At 51.5% G+C, this 20,434-nt stretch carries 8 protein-coding genes; 6 read left to right on the top strand and 2 right to left on the bottom strand.

The window, feature by feature from the left end:
* Positions 1 to 131 precede the first annotated feature (131 nt).
* Positions 132 to 1,217, bottom strand: coding sequence for a glycosyltransferase family 9 protein (locus tag B152_RS0107085; RefSeq protein ID WP_020591709.1), 1,086 nt, complete (start codon positions 1,215 to 1,217; stop codon positions 132 to 134).
* Between the two features lie 457 nt (positions 1,218 to 1,674).
* On the opposite strand from B152_RS0107085, the gene B152_RS0107075 reads away from it, so the two are divergent.
* The 3 genes from B152_RS0107075 to B152_RS0107065 all read left to right on the top strand — a co-directional run bounded on the left by B152_RS0107075 (position 1,675) and on the right by B152_RS0107065 (position 4,934).
* Positions 1,675 to 2,721, top strand: a complete 1,047-nt coding sequence (locus B152_RS0107075) for a glycosyltransferase (RefSeq protein ID WP_157230935.1) — start codon at positions 1,675 to 1,677, stop codon at positions 2,719 to 2,721.
* A 98-nt stretch (positions 2,722 to 2,819) separates the two neighbouring features.
* Positions 2,820 to 4,166, top strand: coding sequence for a dihydroorotase (locus B152_RS0107070; protein ID WP_020591706.1), 1,347 nt, complete (start codon positions 2,820 to 2,822; stop codon positions 4,164 to 4,166).
* A 57-nt stretch (positions 4,167 to 4,223) separates the two neighbouring features.
* Complete coding sequence (locus B152_RS0107065) at positions 4,224 to 4,934, top strand: MOSC domain-containing protein (protein ID WP_020591705.1); 711 nt, start codon at positions 4,224 to 4,226, stop codon at positions 4,932 to 4,934.
* Between the two features lie 63 nt (positions 4,935 to 4,997).
* Here B152_RS0107065 and B152_RS0107060 read toward each other — a convergent pair whose 3' ends face one another.
* On the bottom strand, positions 4,998 to 5,624 hold the full coding sequence (locus B152_RS0107060; protein WP_020591704.1) for a 2-hydroxychromene-2-carboxylate isomerase: 627 nt from the start codon (positions 5,622 to 5,624) through the stop codon (positions 4,998 to 5,000).
* A gap of 416 nt (positions 5,625 to 6,040) precedes the next feature.
* Between B152_RS0107060 and B152_RS0107055 the strand changes: the two genes are divergently transcribed.
* From B152_RS0107055 to B152_RS26115, 3 genes are all read left to right on the top strand, one after another.
* Positions 6,041 to 12,310 (top strand): DUF5801 repeats-in-toxin domain-containing protein, encoded by a 6,270-nt coding sequence (locus B152_RS0107055; protein WP_020591703.1) that lies wholly within the window; start codon positions 6,041 to 6,043, stop codon positions 12,308 to 12,310.
* A 364-nt stretch (positions 12,311 to 12,674) separates the two neighbouring features.
* Positions 12,675 to 18,956 (top strand): DUF5801 repeats-in-toxin domain-containing protein, encoded by a 6,282-nt coding sequence (locus B152_RS0107045; RefSeq protein WP_020591701.1) that lies wholly within the window; start codon positions 12,675 to 12,677, stop codon positions 18,954 to 18,956.
* Between the two features lie 333 nt (positions 18,957 to 19,289).
* On the top strand, positions 19,290 to 20,434 hold a 1,145-nt coding region (locus tag B152_RS26115; protein WP_020591699.1), incomplete at its 3' end, for a hypothetical protein.

The raw sequence follows: 20,434 nt of genomic DNA, 5'->3' as shown, positions 1-20,434 counted from the left end.
TAGGTTGTATATTTTTGTGGACAAATCGATTTGGTTGAGTCTACTCTATGGCCTGCATGTTCTTGAACATGAAGCCAAGACTTATTGCCCCCTTTGCAAAAGGCGTCCCCTTGTGGGACGCCTCTTTTTTATCAGTCCAGCTGTGCTGCGGGGAGTGAGGCTGTAACTTCTTCAAGAGAAAGATCCTGGAGATCATCAGCCTGGATGATCTGAACGTCAGGGCCGATTGGCGAAATCTTGTTGGGGTCGGATGCTGCAGAAAAAAGTACAATGGTCGGGCAGCCTGCGGCAGAAATCAGGTGCATGGGACCGGTGTCATTACCAATGGCAAACTGTGATCTTCGAGCGATCACCGCAATCTGCTCCAGCGATGTTGCGCGACAGAGGTTGCGTACGGCTGGGCAGAGGCCCTTGATCGTGTCACATTCTGCCTGTTCCGCGCTGCCACCGATGATGACGGGCGTAATACCCAGGTGAGTCAGGTGATGGGCGAGGTCGGCATAATTTTCTACAGGCCAGCGTTTTTGTGGTCGGTGAGCTGCACCCCCGGGAACCAGCATGGCATATGCTCTTGGCAGGTGCAGCTCTTCAATTTCCGCTTTGATAAAGGAAAGATCGGGCAGCTGGATGTTTTTGATACCAGCAAGCTCCAGTTGGGCCTTTTCCCTGACGGCGATGTGGTAAACCCCGTTTTCCGGTTTTTTGTAATAGTGAGAACAGCCCTTTATTGTGCCGATCCACTCTGGTTTGTTCAGGGGGAGCAGGCGATAATAAAGGTGGCTCCGGTCATTGCGTTGCAGATCATAAACCCGGCTGAAATGACCCGAGTGCAGATCTTTGCGCAGCTTGAACAGGGCCGGGATATCATAAATTCTCGGTCGCTTGTCGATCCAGACAGAGTTGAAGCAGCCACTGGTCCGGGCAAGGGCAGCATAAGGGGCTGTGGTCAACAGGGTGATGTCGGCTTTGGGGTGGTGGGCACGTATTGCCTGAAAAGAGCGGATAGAGAGAATGAAATCACCAAAAGCGGAAAGCTTGATGACCAGAATATGTTTGTGGTCATTACTGCCAACCGACTGTGGATCAGGCTCAAAGTCCTGGGGAACCATATCCGGATCTTCCGGCATTTTCTCAGATGAAGGTGCAAGCTTAATTGCTTTTGCTGGGGCATTCATTTTTTCCTGGCCTTTCTCTCCCCCGGAATGATCGATGCTCATTACTCTCGCTTACCCCTTAATTATCAGCCAAAATCTTAACTCTCGCTTACCCCTTAATTATCAGCCAAAATCTTATGCCCGGTTTTGCAAGGGCAATTTCGCTCGCCTGATTTCCTTCAAGATTACACCGAAAGCTCTTAACGGCAAAATCCGAAAAGGCAAAACCTAATTGTCGGTCGATAGATTAGGAGGGATTTCCTGCCCGAGATCCATGTCGTGCTTTCTATCACAGTTTATCCAGTTTAGGGCAGACTGTGGGGTCATCAGGTGATTATTATGTGATAATTCTTATCCCGTTGAGAGCATTATCTCGTTTTGTGAAGATTTATCTTTTCTCTGTCTCCTCATGTTTTCTTTCTCGGATAATTCCGTTAAACAAAAGGGAATACTAAAGAATCGCGGTAAAGAGTTCAGGGGCTCTCAGGGTACAAAGCATAAAAAGCAGGAGTAAAGCAGGTTGCGGATTTTACTGGTTATGGGGGCTGGCGGTGAGGGAGGTGCGGAAACATTTTTCACACAGCTTACGCTAGCTCTGCACCGGGCAGGAGTCGAAACACAGGCAGTTATCGGCCCGAATGAAAACCGTTTTTCGACCTTGCGCAGCAACGGGATCGAGACGCTCGAGCTGCCATTCCGCCAGGTTCTGGATTTCAAGACCAAGCCGGGTCTCAAGGCCAGAATCAAACAATACCATCCTGATGTTGTGCTGACTTTTATGAACCGGGCAAGCAAGCTTTGTCCAAAAGGTGATTTTTTGCACGTCGCCCGACTGGGGGGCTATTATAAACTCAAGAATTATAAAAAATGTGATCACCTGATTGGCAATACCAAGGATATCGTCCGTTATCTTGAGCAGGCGGGTTGGCCTGAAGACCGGGTTCACCACGTTCCTAATTTTGCCTCGGTTGATCGGGACGCTTTCCCGGTATCACGTGCTGAGCTGGATACGCCGGAAGATGTTCCCCTGATCGTCTCACTTGGACGTCTGCACGAGAACAAGGCCTTTGATATCCTGCTTCGTGCGGCCACCCTTGAAACCCGCCCCTTTATCTGGATTGCCGGAGAGGGGCCTCTTCGGACGGAGTTGGAGCAGATGGCCGAGGCTCTTGGGGTGGCACAGAGGGTGCGATTTCTTGGCTGGCGCAATGATCGCGGTGCATTGCTGGCAGCGGCAGATTTTTGCGTTTTCCCCTCCCGCTTCGAGCCCTTTGGGTCCGTTATGATTGAAGCCTGGGCAATGAAGTGTCCTTTGATCACAACCCGCACGGCGGGGGCACTGGAAATGGCAACAGCTGACAAGGACGCGCTTATTGTTCCGATCGATGATGCGGACGCCATGGCGGCGGCGATGACCCGCTTGATCGATGAGAAAGGCCTGCCTGAAGATCTGGTAAAAGCAGGTTGGGAGAGCTATGAAAAAGGCTATACTGAAGAAGTTTGTGTACAGAATTACATAGATCTTTTTACAAGGTTGATGGCTGAACGAGAGCAGGTTTTCAGGTAACATAACCTGTTTTCAGCAATTATTTTTCTGTCCGGGGTTTCTGTCCTTGAAGAGACAGAGTTACAGGGCTGAGTACAGCGAACAAGGGGCTGCGGTTAATGAGCGAAAGTTATGATCTTCTGATCACCGGGGGACAGGTTGTGACCCCCAACGGTATCGAAACGATTGATGTCGGGGTCAAAGGCGGGCGTATAGTGGCGCTTGGCAAGCTGTCGGGAGCGACAGCCCGCGAGCAGTATGACGCAACAGGGCAGCATGTCTTGCCTGGTGCCATTGATACCCAGGTGCATTTCCGTGAACCGGGACTGGAACACAAGGAAGATCTTGCCTGTGGAACCGCTGCGGCTGCACTCGGCGGGATTGTGGCGGTTTTTGAGATGCCGAACACTCAGCCCAACACTCTGGGGGCTGCCGAACTGGCCGACAAGCTGGCGCGCTGTGAAAACCGGGCCTGGACTGATCATGCTTTCTTTATCGGCGCGGCGGAAGAAAACGTCGATGAACTGGCCGAGCTGGAAAGACTGCCGGGCTGTGCCGGGATCAAGATCTTTATGGGCTCCTCTACCGGAAGCCTTCTGGTTGAAAAAGAAGAGCTGCTGCTTCGGGTGCTGAAGAATGGCAATCGCCGCTGCCCGATCCATGCCGAAGACGAAGACCGTCTGCGGGAACGCTTTGCTCTGGTGCGCGACGGGGCTGACCCGGTGATGCACCCGGTTTGGCGTGATACCGAAGCGGCGGTTATTGCCACCACCCGCATCTGTCGTCTGGCGCGCCAGACTGGACGCCGCATTCAGGTTCTTCACATTACCAGCAAGGACGAGCTGCCGATTTTGGCGGCGCACAAGGATCTGGTGACGGTCGAGACCACGCCGCAACATCTGACGCTTTCTGCGCCGGACTGTTACGAACGTCTGGGGACCTTTGCCCAGATGAACCCGCCGATCCGCGACGAAGAACATCGTCTGGGTCTGTGGGAAGGCATTCGCAACGGGATCGTGGATGTTCTTGGGTCGGACCATGCGCCGCACACGATCGAAGAAAAGAACAAACCCTATCCGAAGTCTCCTTCGGGCATGCCCGGTGTCCAGACGCTGATCCCCTTGATGCTGGATCATGTGAACAAGGGCAATCTGTCGCTGGAGCGGCTGGTGGATCTGACATCGGCTGGCCCGGCACGGGTTTATAATATTGCGGGCAAGGGCCGGATCGCCTGCGGTTTTGATGCTGATTTCACCATTGTTGACATGAACCGCGAGGAAACCATTACCAAGGAATGGCTGGCTTACAAGTGCGGCTGGTCTCCCTTCGATGGTGTGAAGGTCAAGGGCTGGCCGATGGCGACAGTGATCCGCGGGACTATCGTGATGAAGGATGGTGAACTGCTGGGTGATCCCCAGGGTAAACCAGTGCGCTTTACCGATACCGAGCCTTTTCGGGCTTCTTGATCAAGAGTTTCTGATCACAGGTGATGGGATCACAGGTATCGGATCAGTGGGAAAATAATGACGAAGCAAAATTACAGGATTGATACGATCCTGACGGGCATGGCTGTTCCTTTTGGTCCTAAGGGGCAGCCAAGCGCCATTGCCAAACAGTCCTTGGAAGGTTCTGTTTCGATTACGAAGCTTGGTCTGGTCGGCGATGAGCAGGCTGATTCGCGCCATCACGGCGGACCAGAAAAGGCCCTGCATCACTACGCGTCGGATCATTATCCGGCCTGGGCCCGTGAATGTGCCAGTGAAGCAGCAGAAATTTCACTAGAAAAACTGGTCCCCGGTGGCTTTGGCGAGAATATATCGACAAAGGGCCTGAGTGAAGCAGATGTCTGTGTCGGCGATATCTATCGACTGGGCACTGCATTGGTACAGGTATCACAGGGCCGACAGCCCTGCTGGAAACTGAATGTCCGGTTTGGCTGGCCGAAGATGGCGAGTGCTGTTCAGTTATCGGGGCGAACGGGTTGGTACTACCGGGTACTGGAAGAAGGCAAGGTACAGGCTGGCGATAGCCTTGAGTTGAGAGATCGTCTGGCGGAGCATTGGTCACTGGCTGATATACATAATGTACTTTATGTGGATACTCTCAATCAGGAGAAGCTGAAGTCCTTGGTTGCGCTGGAACTTTTGACCGAGAGTTGGCAGGCTCTGGCGCAAAAGCGTCTGGCCCGTTGTGAGGTTGAGGACTGGTCCCGGCGTTTGGAAACACCGCTTTAAAGGCAAGAGCCTGTAACAGTCCGGTTACAGGCTCTTGGCTTCCAGGAATGTTTCTCCCCAGATTTATTTTGGCGAGGCGTGTTTCGATAAGGCCCGTTCGACAAAGTCCAGCCGGTCCTGTCCGTAGAAATTTTCGCCCTCAACAAAATAGGTCGGCGCGCCGATGACGCCGCGCATGATGGCTTCGCGACAGTTCCGTTCCAGTTCGGCCTGAACTGCCGGGCTCATTGCTTCGACGATCAGGGCTTTGGCATCGGCAAAATTTGCTTCTTCGCAGAGCTCGCTAATCACAGTTTCATCGGCAATGTCCCTGTCATCGCGCCACAGAGCTTCGAGAACCTTGAGACTGAGCAGATCAACGTCTCCCGCTTCGCCCCTTGTCACGGCGCGCTGTCCGGCGATGACGATCCCGGAGGGCAGTTCGACCGGGCCATCGTGGTGGATCGGCTCGCGTTGCAGGGATATCCCCAGATGATCGGCACAGCGCAGGGCATCGTTCATGGCATAGTTGCGCAACATGGTTGGCCGGGCATCAAAAGGCATCCCCCCAATCGGTGGCATAATGACAGACAGCAGGATTGGTCTATGGACAATTCTCCGGCTATGCTTTTTTGCCAGGGCATTCAGACGTGCCGCCCCCAGATAGGTGAAATTTGAGCGGGTCGAGTAATAGTAATCAATGGTTTTCATTCTGATGTGCCAATTTCTCTGAGGGATCGGGTGTTTGCCCTGATCAGGACGATTTGTTTGCCAGATTGTCTGATGCGCTTCAAGCCTGGTAAACGAATTGTGACTGTTTCTGAACGGTTAGCTTTACTTATCTATGATTGTGTCTTCCGCGTTCCAATCGCAAGCATCCTCTCATCTTTTTAATAAATCGCCGGATGGAGCTGTTCATTCATTTTGCAATGATCAGGAATTTAACAGGTACTAAAGAATAAAAAACCAAGTGAAAGCTTGTATATCATACATAATGCTGCTGTTTTTGGGCGTCTAAAGGTTGATCAATTCAGAACGTCAGGTAAGGTAGTCGTCAATAAATTCCTATGTATCCCCGCTGTCCTTTTCTATGGGCATGCTGGTCTCAACAAACGAACGGGATAAAGATGACTGATAATCTGACGCAGGACACTACAGAACTGACCTCTTCTGAAAATATTTCAGGAGCTGAGAGCCGGGACTATGTTGTCGGTCAGGCTGCTGCTGTCTCCATTGCAGCACCGACAGAAGCCGGACAAACCATCGAACAGCGTCTTGAAAATGGTCAGCAGGCGGTTCTGAACTTTGATGCCGCTGCGGCAACTCCTTCGGTTGATGGCAACAACTTTGTTCTGTCGTTTGACAGCAATGGTGACGGTGCTGCCGACAGCCAGATTATCTTTCTTGATCTTGTTTCCCAGTCCCAGGATGCGGATGCTCCTGTTCTGGTGATCAACGGTGTTGAAATTGCGGCCAATCAGCTGATCGGTCAGGCTCTGGCGCTGGCAGACGGCGACGGAACGCTTGAAACCGCGGCTGGCGGAACTGGCGCAGGTAACGGCCCGGCCGGGGGTGGTGGCAGTACCTACAGCGACGACACTGGCGAAAGCATTGACCTGCTCAATGCCCAGGGTGTTATCGAAGGCACAGAGGGATCCCTGATCGGGGTTCCGACTGGTGCAGATGCCCCTGATCCGGCGGAAGGGGTGTTCAGCTTTACCTTTGCAACGACAGTTGTTGATGGCGCAGACGTAAACGGTTCTTTTGTCGGTGGGTTTGAAGACTGGCAGGCGAACCAGCATCTCGGTGATGAAACAGAATCTCCGATGCAGATCGCCTTTACCTTTGTTCCGGCAGATAACGAGGTGGTTGATTCCATTGATATTACCTCTTTGCCTGTTGGTGTGACACTTTATGTCGGTGGTTTTGCCCCGGAAAACATCGTGTTCAGCAGTGTTCCAGGTTCTGAAATTGGTACTCTACCAATCAATATTCTCGGCACTGATCTTGGTGAGGTCTATCTGCAAGGTGATGAGCACAGCGACGCGGATATTCCCGTTACCATCACAGCGAATATTTCTGACCCCGACAGCGGCGAAACTGCCTCTATCACAGCATCCGGCACAGCCATTATTGATGCAGCTGCAGATAAGCCTGATGTGGATATTGTGGCCAAAGAAGGCACCGTCATTGAAAATGCTTTTTCCGATCTATCTGACTGGACGGTTCTAACGTCAGCTGGAAAGTTGGTTGAGATAAATGGTGGCAATGATGCACTTTTTGCATTTGGTGGGAACCCAGGAGGGGTAAACGTTTCTGATATAGAGACATCTCTGGGGCTTACTGATGGTACATTTGAAGATTTGCGTACCGTACAGAACGATAATAATGAAGGTTTCTTCGACGGGGTCGCAATGTCTGGTACATTCCAGGTTGCTGCGGGCCAGACCCTGACACTTGATTATGAGTTTTTGGTCAACGAAGTTGGTGACAACTTTAATGATGCTCTGTTTATTGTCATCAATGGCACAGCCTATAAATTGAGTGAAAACCTGGAAGCACCAAACGGCGCGACCCAAAGCTTTGACGGCGAAAACTGGGATGAAAGTTCTGGCGCAAAAAGTTTTACCCATACGTTTGCTGAATCTGGCGACGCGACAATCAGTTTTGTTCTCTTTAACGAAGGGGACAGCATCAATGGGATCTTTGATCCTGCTGTAATTCTGGACAACCTTTCCACCGAAGGAAAGATCATCAGCCAGGACGAAGAAACTCCTGAACTCACGACTATTCCTGTGTCTTTGACCTTTGCCGATTTCGCGGATGGATCAGAAACACACGAGGTCAAACTTGAAGGCGTTCCGGCTGACTGGGTTTTGGATCTGGAAGGAACCTTTGGTGTTCACGCTGGCCTGGTCACTGTCTCAACCGAAACATCCGGTGGTTTTGTTACCTATACTTTTGATATCACGGACTATGTTGACAGACTGAATGGTATTGATCCGGTTACGGACACCCCGGATGGTGTTGTCGGTGATGGTAGCGTAACTATTGACTTTACCTTTGACCCACTGGATTGGACATCACAGCGTTTGAACGATGGTTCTTTGAACGAAAATGGTCCTGCTGAAATCACGGTGACGGCTACAGCAAGTGAAACAAACCTGAGTGGTGGTGATCTGACAGATCTGAATAATGTGTCCACAACTGTGGATGCTGTGGTTGTCGATATTCAAGAAGATGTGCCTGAAGTACAGGACGCGACACTGGTTCATGATGAAAGCCGATGGGTACAAAACGATGCTAACGATGTCTGGTGGGTCGAAAGTTCCACTGGCATTGCGCTTGCTTTAAGTGGATTTCATTTCGATAAAGTTGATTCCGTTCCGGGTTTACTCGGTTTTGCTCAGAATGAGGTTGCAGTTAATTTCTTCTCTGACGGACCCAATACAGGGGACGCGGCAACAGATTCAACCGTTGACGATAATAATGTTGGGCAAGAGAGCTTTGAATTCCAGTCCTATGATGGAACACTGAGTGTACTTCAGACAACAGCGGGTGAAGCAATCTATCTGCATACAGATCCTGCGAACCCAAATATCGTTTGGGGTCTGACAGATGATGGCGAAGCGGTTTTTGCGGTTCACCTAGAACAGCCCTCTGCTGGGGAAAACAGCAGCCTCACAGCTACCTTTGTTCAATTTCAGGCTGTTCATAATCCTGATGCTGGTACATACGATGAAGGTAACCACGACGAAGTTACAGCTGCACTTAATCTGCAAATTCGCGCCATCGATGATGAAGGTGACGCCAGCGAATACGCAAACCTGGCCGTGACAATCCAGGATGATGGCCCAAGCATTGGCTATATCCGTAATAATAATGATGACCTTAAAGAATCTAATCTGACGCGGGGAGATCACAAGGATGAGATCTCTGGCAAAATCTATGCTGATTTCGGAGTTGATGGTGGCAAATTCACTGGCCTCGAACTGAAATCTGTCACAGATCCGGATGGCACGGCTGGTGATACTGTTGCCCCCGGGTTCGACGGTAGCTTGACATCAAATGGTGTGGCCGTTGTCTTTGGTCCTGCCGTGGTTATTAATGGCAAGCTGACGTTGATCGGGAAAGCGGGTGATGCTGAAATCATCAAGGTTACACTGAATGAAGATTCCGGGTCATTCAAAGCAACCTTGCTTGGTCCAATTGATCACCCTGATCAGAATGGTGACCAGCAGGTTGGATCGCGTGATCAACTCAAGTTGACCTTTACGGCCACAGTTACCGACGGTGACGGTGATACAGCTTCGAAAGATTTCTCCGTTCGGATCAAGGACGATGGTCCGGATGCTGATAATGAATACAGAACCCACAAAAGTTCCTGGGCGTCTGAACATGACATCCTGCATGGTGGTGCCTCTATTGCCGGAACGCTTGATGTCGATTTCGGCGGCGATGGCGGTTCTGTCACAGGTGTTGAATTTATCCGTTGGTCAGATACTGAAGACAATAATCCCAATGGCACGATACTGACTTCTGGTGGAGAAGCTGTAACCTTTGGCCCTGCTGAAATGATCGGTGGTCAGCTGGTTATGGTTGGAACTGTATCTGACGGTGTAGGTGGTACAACACCAGTTGTAACTGTGACAATCAACCCGGCAACTGGTGCGTATTCTGTGGATGTATCCAAAGGACTTGATCATCCTGATCTCAGCCTGGAAGACGATGCGAATGATAAAGATCCACTGAGCCTGGAGTTCCGCTATACCATTACTGATGCGGATGGCGACACCGATAGCGCCAAGCTGGTGGTCGTTGTTGAAGATGACGAAGCCGATGCGCATGATACCTTCACAGCGGGTGAGCTTTCCGAAGTAAATCTTCTGGATCAAGACAGCAGCAACGATGTTGTCAGCGGTACACTGGATATCGATCACAATGCAGATGGTATCAAGGTTGTCGATCTGTGGTTCGAGGGCTGGGAAGACAGTGAAGATGGCAACCCGGATGGTTCTGTTCTCAAATCCGGTGGTCAGGATGTCATTTTCGGCCCGGCAACGGATGATGGTTCTGGCAATCTTGTGATGATCGGAACAATCAACGGCGGGGCGACAACGATTATTACCCTGACCGTGAATGCGCAGACAGGTGCTTATGACATCGCTCTGCAGGGTGCGATCGATCACCCCGATCAGTCCACGGACGGCAGCAATTCGGTTGATCCCCTGACCCTCGACTTTGGCTTCAAGGTTCGTGATGGCGATGGTGATGAAGACGAAGAAACCCTGAGTGTCGTCGTGCACGACGGTGAACCGTCAGCAATCGCAAACACAGCTGTCATGCTCGACGACGATGATGTTGTCGGCGCAGGTGGTCATGCCGGGGGCACCGGTGATGATGATGCCACTGTCGCGACAGGGACCCTCGGGCACAATCTGGGCGCGGATGGTCCTGGCACTGTCCTGTTGCAGGATACGGGAGCACCGCTTGGTTTTACCTACGAGCTCAACGCAAACGGAACCGTATTGACCGTCAAGCAGGGCGCACTGGCGGTTATGACTGTATCGCTGGCCGACAGAACGTCCGGGGTCTATGCCGTGGCCCAGTTGGCGGCAATTGTGCATCCTGAAGGGGCCGACGAAAATAACATCGATTTCACCTTCAACTATCAGGTGACTGATGGGGACGGGGACGTTGCCACCGGGACACTGAGTGTGTCTGTCGATGATGACAGCCCGCTTGCTGTTTTGGATAGTGGCGTAGTTACAGAAGCTGCAACGCTGACAGTTCTGGCAGCGGATGGTGTTCTCGCCAACGATCATCAGGGGGCTGATGGTGCCGTTGTATCCGGTGTTGCTGCGGGGGCGGGCACTCCTGTGGCATTGGGTGCTGCGATTGAAACCGCTTACGGCTTCCTGACCATGAATGCCGATGGTTCTTACACTTACGAAGCCAAATCCGACACGATCAGCGACGATGTGGTTGATAGCTTTACCTATGAAATCAAAGATGCGGACGGTGATGTTTCCACCGCAACCTTGAACATCACCGTTAAAGATGCTGTGCCAACGGTGAACAACGCCAATAATGCACGCATAAAACTGGATGACGATGCCCTTGCGGGTGGTCATGCCGGTGGTGTTGGTGATGCTGATCCTGATAACGAAAACTTGACCGGAACACTTGATTTCGATGCTGGTGCTGATGGTATTCAAAGCATTGTTCTGACTACTATGTCAGTCGGAGGTGGGGCTACGCCCTCTCTTGGGATTTATGTTAGTCCTACGGAGATCACTCTTGCCCAAGATATCGAAGGCGATGGTAGCTACGTCAATATATTCAAGATTACTCTGAGTGATACAACATCAGGTGCGTATACAATCACACAGCTAGCTCCTTTGCATCATGTCAGTGGAATAGATGAAAACAACGCTAAATTCAGTATACACTATCAGGTTACCGATAATGATGGAGATATTGCAAACGGACAGATCGGGCTTGACCTGAACGATGACAGCCCGCTTGCTGTAGTTGACAGCGGTGATGTAAACGAGGGTGAAACCCTTACCGTGCTTGCTGCGGCTGGCGTGTTGGTCAATGACCATCTTGGTGCTGACGGTGCGGTTGTAACTGGCGTCGTTGCCGGGGATGGCACACCTGTGGCATTGGGCACACCGATTGAAACGGCTTACGGTACTCTGACGCTCAGCGAAGATGGTTCTTACTCCTACGCAGCCAAGGCAGATGTGACAGACAGCGATCTGGTTGACAGCTTTACCTATCAGATTACTGATGCGGATGGCGATACTTCTACGGCGAAACTGGATATCAATGTTACAGCAGTGACAGCACCCCCGCCGGATACGGATGATACCATTACATTTGCTGTCGGCTCCCCGGTTGATGGTGAGGGCGGTTTTGATACCCTGACCATTCCTGTAACCAGTGGAAATGCATCGCTTTGGGTGACACCAGGTGGCGGCGGAAGTATCAGTTTTGATACCGATTTGGTTAAAAACATCGAAGTCATCGACATGACCAACGGTAGCACGGATTACGAGGACTTTGGTGTCTATGGTGGACCAAATCCTTCGTTAACTTCGACCGGGATGCTTTCGGTGCAGGATGTGATCGACATGACTGATGGGGATAATACTCTGTTTATCCTCGGTGACGGTGCCAAAGATGGGGTTAATCTTGAGGCTGGAGCCGCTGTTGGCTCATCGGGGGATTCCGAAATTGCCTGGACACAGACTGCAACGGGTATTGTTGGCACAGAAGGATCAACAGCGGGGCATACTTTCAACGAATATAGCGGGACCGGTGCTCTTGGTGAGACAGTCAAGCTCTACGTCGAAGATGACCTTACCGTAACGGTATACGGTACTGTCTGATATCGTTAAGCACGGTCTAATGAACGAGCAAAACCCCGGATCGCAAGGTTCGGGGTTTTGTGCTGTTAGGGAGAGGTCTTAACGTTCACAATTTTCTGGAAGGCTTCTTGCGCGCGGGTGAATTCCGCAGTCACGAACTTGCAGCAGAGTTTTTTCCTACTGTTTATGCTTATAAAATTTAACAGATGTTTAAATTTAAAAGAATCCATTCCTAGATAAATATCATACATATTACTGTAGGTTTTTGGATCGTCAGGGTTGTAAATTTGAAAATATCCTCTAGCTTGGTTCTCAATTAATTCATCTAAAAAGGGTGGCTCTGTTCCTAGGGCGACCTGCTATCAAAAACATGAACGGGACTCATATGACTGATAATCTGACTCAGGACACGCCTGAATTGACTTCTGGCGATGACAGCCGGGACTATGTGGTTGGCCAGGCCGCTGTTCTTTCGATTGAGGCGCCGACCCAGGTTGGGCAGACCATCGAACAGCGTCTTGAAGGCGGCCAGCAGGCGGTTCTGAACTTTGATGCCGCCGCCGCGACCCCTTCGGTTGATGGTGACAACTTTGTCCTGTCGTTCGATGCGAATGGCGACGGCGCTTCTGACAGCCAGATTATCTTCCTTGGTCTGGTTGCCCAGTCGCAGAATGCGGATGCCCCTGTACTGGTGATCAATGGTGTTGAAATCGCTGCCAACCAGCTGATTGGTCAGGCCCTGGCGCTTGCGGATGGCGACGGCACACTTGAAACGGCGGCTGGTGGAACCGGCGCGGGTAACGGCCCTGCCGGTGGTGGTGGCAGTACCTACAGCGACGATACTGGTGAAAGCATCGACCTGCTCAACGCCCAGGGTGTTATTGGTCGTACAGAGCTAGGTTTTGGTCTGTTGGCAAATGTCGACGAAACCACCGATCCGGCTGAAGGCACGTTTGATATTACCTTCCTGAGCGTCCAGACCAATGTTCCCGGTGAAGGCGGTGAGGGTCCGGAAAACTATGTTTCCGGTTCTTTCGCTGGCGGTTTCGAAGACTGGGCACCGAACCAGCATCTCGGTGACAATACCAACGCACCGATGCAGGTGGAGTTCAACTTTACCCCGGCAGATAACGAAACACTTGATTCAGTTGTGCTCGAAGCGCCGTCCAACGGTGCGGTTCTCTATATCGGTGGAACAGAAGCAATCAACATTTACGCTGGTCCTTTCCCGGTAACCGTGCTGCCAGAGAATTTCGAGCAGGTCTATATCAAGCCAGCCGATGATTCCGACGCGGATATCACACTTAATGCAACGGCCAATATTTCTGACCCAGATTCCGGCGATTCAGCTTCTATTCAGGTCACCGTTGTTGCCGTGATTGATGCGGCGGCAGACAAGCCTGTGTTTAATGATCTGGAAGATGACCGTTCTCGTGCGGTTGTCGATGGGCCACTTGAAGAAGAGGCCCTGGTTGATATTCCTGTAAATGTCACTTTTGGTGATTTCGCCGACGGATCGGAGGCTCATTTCCTGACGCTGGGTGGTGTTCCCGGAGACTGGGATCTCAAGCTTGAGAATAGCTTTGCTCATTTGTTGAGCCCAGGTGATGGTCCCGTTAGTAATTATGTTAAAATTGTCTCTTCCGGGGTGGGGATAGACGGTTTTATGACCCATGTTCTGGATGTCAGCGGACTGGTTGATCTGCTGGGGGGCACAATTGATACCAACATTGTTTTTGATCCAAAAGACTGGACATCTCAACGTCTGGATGATGGTTCCGAACATTCGAATGGCGCGGCGGTAATTAGAGTTGTGGCCACGGCGAATGAGGCAAACCTGACGGATACAGACCTTACCACAGAAAACAACACTGCGACGACATCAAAGACGGTAACGGTTGATATCGCAGAAGATATTCCAACTGTAAAAGATGCAGCTATCGCACTTGATGAAAGTGATGATTTGCAGACTGACTCCGAGAAGCGCGTTGAAAACGGCCAGCATACCGTGCGTGTCGATGCTGGTCAGGTTGATGTAAAGGCTGCACTGCTTGCTGCGGGCCTGACAGTTGGTGAGCCTGTGAGTTCTGGTTATAGCGAACTCGACAGAATTGACATGGAAAGTGATGGCACGACAGACGCAAACCCAGCGGATGTTGATGGCCAGGAAAGCATTCAGTTCACAGCCTATAACGGTCTGAATTCCGGCCTGACTACCACAGCAGGCGATAATATCTATCTGTTCAGTTCCGCATCCAACCCTGCCGTGGTTTTCGGTATCGTGGATTATGTTCTTGATAACAGTGGTAACCTGATTGGTGGCCGAGTAGCGCTGACAGCAACGATTGATTCTGATCTGGTGAATGAAAACAATACCATTCACATGTACATCGAGCAGTATGAGAGCCTCAAACATCCAAACGAGAACAGCCACGACGAAACGATCCAACTAAATCTGAACTACTTTGTTACGGATGATGAAGGCGATCAGAGTAATACTGCGCAGATTCAAATCCAGTTCCGCGATGACGGTCCGACCATTGACAACGAGAATGCGGCGGTCGTTATAGATGACGATAATGTTCCTAGTGCTAACGGTAATCCCGGTGGTGTGGGTGATGACGCAGAGGCGAATGTAACAGGAACACTGGAACACAATTATGGGGCAGATGAAGCGGGTGCAACCACTCTTCTGCTCGATACTGGTGCGCCAGCCGGCTTTACCTATGAGTTGAACGGCGATGGTACTGTTCTGACCGTTAAGCAGGGTGCTGTTGCTGTGATGACCGTCACGCTGGATGATGCAACATCCGGTGGCTATACCGTTGCCCAGCTCGCCCCGATTTCCCATCCGGACGGCTCAGACGAGAACAATGTTGAGTTCACCTTCAATTATCGGGTTAAAGATGGCGATGGCGATACCGTTGATGGCAAGCTTTCTGTTTCTGTCGATGATGATACACCTGTCTTTAAAGACAATGCGCTGCAAACAGTTGATCTGAGCGAAGTCGCTCTGCCACCGGTTGGCGGCATCTACAGCCTGGTTGGGGTGACAGAGCCTGTAACGGTCGAGCTGGCGAAAATTGCCCATGCAGATTCAGCCGGCTATAACAGCTCCTATGGTTACTTCTTCATCAACGAAGCAGGAGAGCCAATTTCAGGGACTGTTCTGTGGGATAACGTCAAGCATGAAGACGGCCAGACCGACAGCTTTACGATTGATCCTGCGGCACTGCCTTCCGGCGCAGTCGGTTTCGGTTTCTTCCTGATCCCGAACGGTGATTCCCGCAATGGCGGTCTGGGCGATGATACCGAGGTCACATTCAAGCAAGTCGATGGCAAGTGGACTGCTTTTGCTGGTGACACAGCGCTTAAAGGAAGCGGGGCTCCTGCCTTCTTCAGCAAGCCTGACCTGAATCCTGACGGTGGCAAAGACCACGAAGTTGATAACAATCTGCCAGGCAACTCGAACTGGGAAGACCTGTTGATCCCTGCTGGTGACGGTGATTTCAACGATGTGAACATCAATGTGGTGGTCAAGGGTGCGCCTTGTGCCCATGTTTCCGGCGCCTTGAGCTTTGCTGTTGGTGCTGATCTGGCGGGGGCTTCCCTCAAGCTGGTGGATGAAGTCAGTGATGTGACCTCTGCTGGGCAGCCTGTAACCGCAACACTCAGTGCAGATGGCTCGCAGATTGTTGGCATGACGGCTGCTGGTGAAGTGGTTTATGTGGTCACCTTGAAAGATGTGGATCTGGCGAACGGATCTGCCAAGTACGACTTTGTCCAGTTCCGCCAGATTGATCATGCGGGTGATGAGGGAGCGGTTCTGCCCGTGAAATTCTCGGTCACGCTGACCGATGGCGATGTAGATACCACCACGACCAATATCGTGATCAACCTGACCGACAGCGGCCCGACCGCTGCTGTTGCACGGGTAATCTTTGATGAGACCAAAGGCAATCAGGGCAATGAAGAGCGCAATCTGACGTCTGCCGAGCAGGCTGAGGGCATGATTTCCAAAGCAACCCAGGCGCTGGCGTTTGATTTTGGCAAGGATCACATCGGTGGCCAGATTGCCCTGACTGACAAAGACGGCAATGCTTTCAATGGTGCGGTATCTGATCTGACCGATACCCAGAGCGGCCAGAAAATCTATCTCTTCACCGAAGGCAACGAAGTTGTCGGGCGTGTTGGCAGTGGCGGGGCCGCTGATGCCGGAGGCGCGATTGCTTTCAAAGCATCCCTGGACCAGATGGGAACACACGATGCTGCCGATTTTGTGATCGAACAGTTCCGGGCCTTCAAACACACCAATACCAGCCAGCACAACGACCAGACATCTCTTGATGATATTCACTACGTGGTGACCGATGGCGACGGCGATAAAACCGCTGCCCAGAAAATCACCATCAACATCAAGGATGATGGCCCGACTGCCCACAGTGATAACAATGATGCCGATGCGGTTCAGGAAGATCTGGACCAGACGGCCTCTGGTAATGTGCTGACCAATGATGATCAGGGTGCCGATGGGGCTATTGTTACAACGACATCAGCCATGGTTGGGACCTATGGTACCGTCACGATTGATGCCAATGGTGCTTACAGTTATGTTCTGAACAATGCTGCGGCGAATGTTCAGGCACTGGCCGATGGCGAAACCGTCTATGACACCTTCGGTTATGAAATTAAAGATGGCGATGGTGATGTATCTACCTCGACCCTGAAAATCAAGATTTCCGGCACAAACGATGCGCCTGTGGCTGTTGCTGATGGTGTTCATGTCGCGGGTGTCGAGCTTGCCTCGGGAGATGTTGATCTTTTGACGAAGGCTGATCCGATTGACTCTGAAGTCTTTGATTTTGGGGCCGGAAATGCAGGCCGATCTGTCACTGTTTCCTTTGATGCCACCACGGGTGGGACCTGGGATCAGGGAGCAGGCAGCCTACAGGATACCTTTACCGTCGAGATTAATGGTGTTGAGGTTCTTGTCACTCACGATCGTGGCACAAACAGCTACAGCTTTGAGGCGATGACCGACAATGAAGGCAAAGTGACCGTTGATTTCACCGCCGATGTCACCGGGTCTGATGAGACATTGGCTGTCAGTCATCTGGTCGTCAAAACCGGAGCTGGTTCAGATTGGCCGAACCTCTTCACTGATGAAAATGCCTCTGTCGTTATTGACGTACTGGCAAACGACACCGATGTTGATCATGGAGACAGCCCTGCAACCTTCTCGCTGGATGCTGCAAGCTTTGCTTCCGGTGTGCCTGCGGTTCCAACTGCAACAGCAACAATCTCCGGCAACAAGCTGGTCTTCAATCCCGGTACGGATTTTGACTATCTTGCTGATGGTGAGACAGCTACTGTGGTTATCGACTACACCATGAGCGATGATAGTGGTGCGAGCTCCAGTTCCACAGCGACCATTATTGTCACAGGCACCAACGATGCTCCGGTTCTCAGCCCCTTGAGCCTGCTGACCAACAATGCTGAGGCCTTCTCGTTTGAGGGCGACCTTCTGGGGCGTTATGTCTCTGATGCGGAAGGCCAGGACATTATCATATCACCAACGGGTATTACGGTAGGAGCGGGTGAAAACTCTTTTGGGTACTCTGCAACCGATGTTCCTGCAACTGGGGCAGCTGAAAGCACAGACGGAGTTGTTGCTGTCAGTCGCCAGCGTGGTGATACTGTAAATGGTACAGGGGCAGATGAGATCCTTGTTGGTCGTGATCTGATCGCAGTGGATCGAAGTGTAACAGCAAAGGTTCGTGGCAATGACAGTTATTACGCAAGCAACTTCTATAATTTCGCGTTTAATTCGGCTGTAGCTGGCGAGTATATCACTTCCATTACAATCAACTTGCGCGGTGGTACTGATCGTGATGCGAGTTTTGATCTTAAAGGTTGGGGTTCTTATGGCCCTGAATTTGGCAATAACTCTAATGGCCTAGTGTCATCTGATGTTACCTTTAGCCAAAATGATAATCCTGTTCTGACGATTAACTTTAAAGATGGTGCCTTTGGAAACGGTGATGTTCTGAGTTTTGGTGCTGATACTGATGACCTCGGCAATGATGATGCCAACGCATTTGCATTGGCGGGGGTTACTTTCTCGGTAACTTTGAACGATGGGACTGTACTAAACGGTACCTATGGGGAGGTTCGTGGTGTTAACGAGTCAAGGGCTACAGTTACGGATAGCAAACTTGTACCCGTTGATGACGTTCTCAACGGCGATGGGGGTGACGATACCCTGCTCGGGCTTGCTGGCGATGATATTCTGATCGGCGGTGCCGGAGATGATGTTCTTGTCGGTGGTTCCGGTGCTGATCGTTTTGTCTTCAAAGCCGATACGCTGGGTGATACCGATACCATCAAGGATTTCAACCTCGGTGATGGTGATGTGCTGGACCTTGGCGAACTGTTGACCGGCTTTAGCGCCGGGGTTGACAACGAAGCAACAGCGACGGCATTGCAAGATTACCTGTCTATTTCCAAAGATGGTGCGCATACGGTTATCACGGTTGATGCCGATGGTGCCGGAGCAGGTACGGATGTGACAACCATTCGTCTGGAAAACATCGACCTTCTGGGCAGTGGCCTGGAGCACGATGCGATTAAGGCGCTGCTGGACGGCGGAAATATCGACGTTCTCTAGTCTCTGACTGGTTCAGGGCAGATCCTGTCCCTGAATAAAACAGCCCCGGATCGTAAGGTCCGGGGCTGTTTTTATGGAAACTGATTTTATGTCCTTCTGGTTGGCTATCTTTGGGAGGGGAAAGGGCAAATATCTAAAATTAAAGATATATTTTAAGAAAATGAAAATTTACCCATTGGTAAAAAATCATACATATTGCCATATGTTTTTGAGATTTAAAGATTGTGCCATATCAGCCTTTTGTTAATATCCAGGCCGATTGAAACTAATATGATTAGGTTGTTTTGGTAGGATACGGGGCAGCTTTCCCATTATGGAAACTGGAGTATATTGATGGCTGGCAAACAGATGCAGCAGACGGGCGATTTGGCTTCTGGTACAGAGGGCCGTGATTTTGTGTTGGGGCAGGCTGCTTCAATTGTGCTGCAGGCCCCAACCCAGGCTGGTCAGACCATCGAACAGCGTCTGGAAAGCGGTCAACAGGCGGTGCTGGATTTTGATGCTGCTGCGGCGACCCCATCCGTCGAGGGCGACAACTTTGTTTTGTCTTTCGATACTGATGGGGACGGCGCTTCTGACAGCCAGGTTATTTTCCTTGGTCTGGTGGCCCAGTCGCAGGTTGCGGACGCGCCTGTACTTGTGATCAACGGTGTTGAAATTGCTGCCAACCAGCTGATTGGCCAGGCTCTGGCGCTGGCCGAGGGCGACGGAACGCTGGAAACTGCAGCTGGAACCGGTGCAGGTAACGGCCCCGCTGGTGGTGGTGGTGGCAGCAGTTACAGCGACGACACTGGTGAAAGTATTGATCTGCTCAACGCCCAGGGTGTTTTGGGGGAGACTGGGCTTGGCGCGACGCGTTTTCTGAATCCCGATGATGCCACGTTGAGCAATTTCCCGACGATTACTGCTGCCAATGAAACCGTTATTCTCGATGACGATGACTTTGGTGCGCATGGGAATTCTGGCGGTGTTGGTGATGATACGCCGATCAATGTCGAAGGCACACTTTCTCATAATTACGGCGGGGACGGTGCGGGTTCTGTTCTGCTGCTGGGGACCGGGGCTCCGGCTGGTTTTTCCTATGCCGTGACTGCGGGCGGGACGCTTCTGACGATCACACAAAACGGCGTGGCGGTGATGACTGTCGCGCTGGGGGATACCACATCCGGCAATTACAAGATTACTCAGCTTGCGCCGATTACCCATCCCGCTGGCGATGATGAAAACAATGTGGATTTCATCTTTAACTACCGGGTGACCGATGGCAGTGGTGATTCGGTTGATGGAAGCCTGAGACTTTCTGTGGACGACGACACACCAGTCGCCGCGGATCCGATTACGGACAGCGTTGACGAAAGCGCTATCCAGGGCGACACCTGGGCTGTTGCCAAGGGCACGATCACGGCTGATTTTGGTGCTGACGGCGGCAAGTTCAGCGATGTGACGCTGGATACGAACGGTCTTACTGCTGCTGGTCA

This window comes from Kiloniella laminariae DSM 19542, from assembly GCF_000374005.1.
GTDB classification, from domain to species: Bacteria; Pseudomonadota; Alphaproteobacteria; order Kiloniellales; family Kiloniellaceae; genus Kiloniella; species Kiloniella laminariae.
This window is presented reverse-complemented; position numbering and strand designations above follow the sequence as displayed.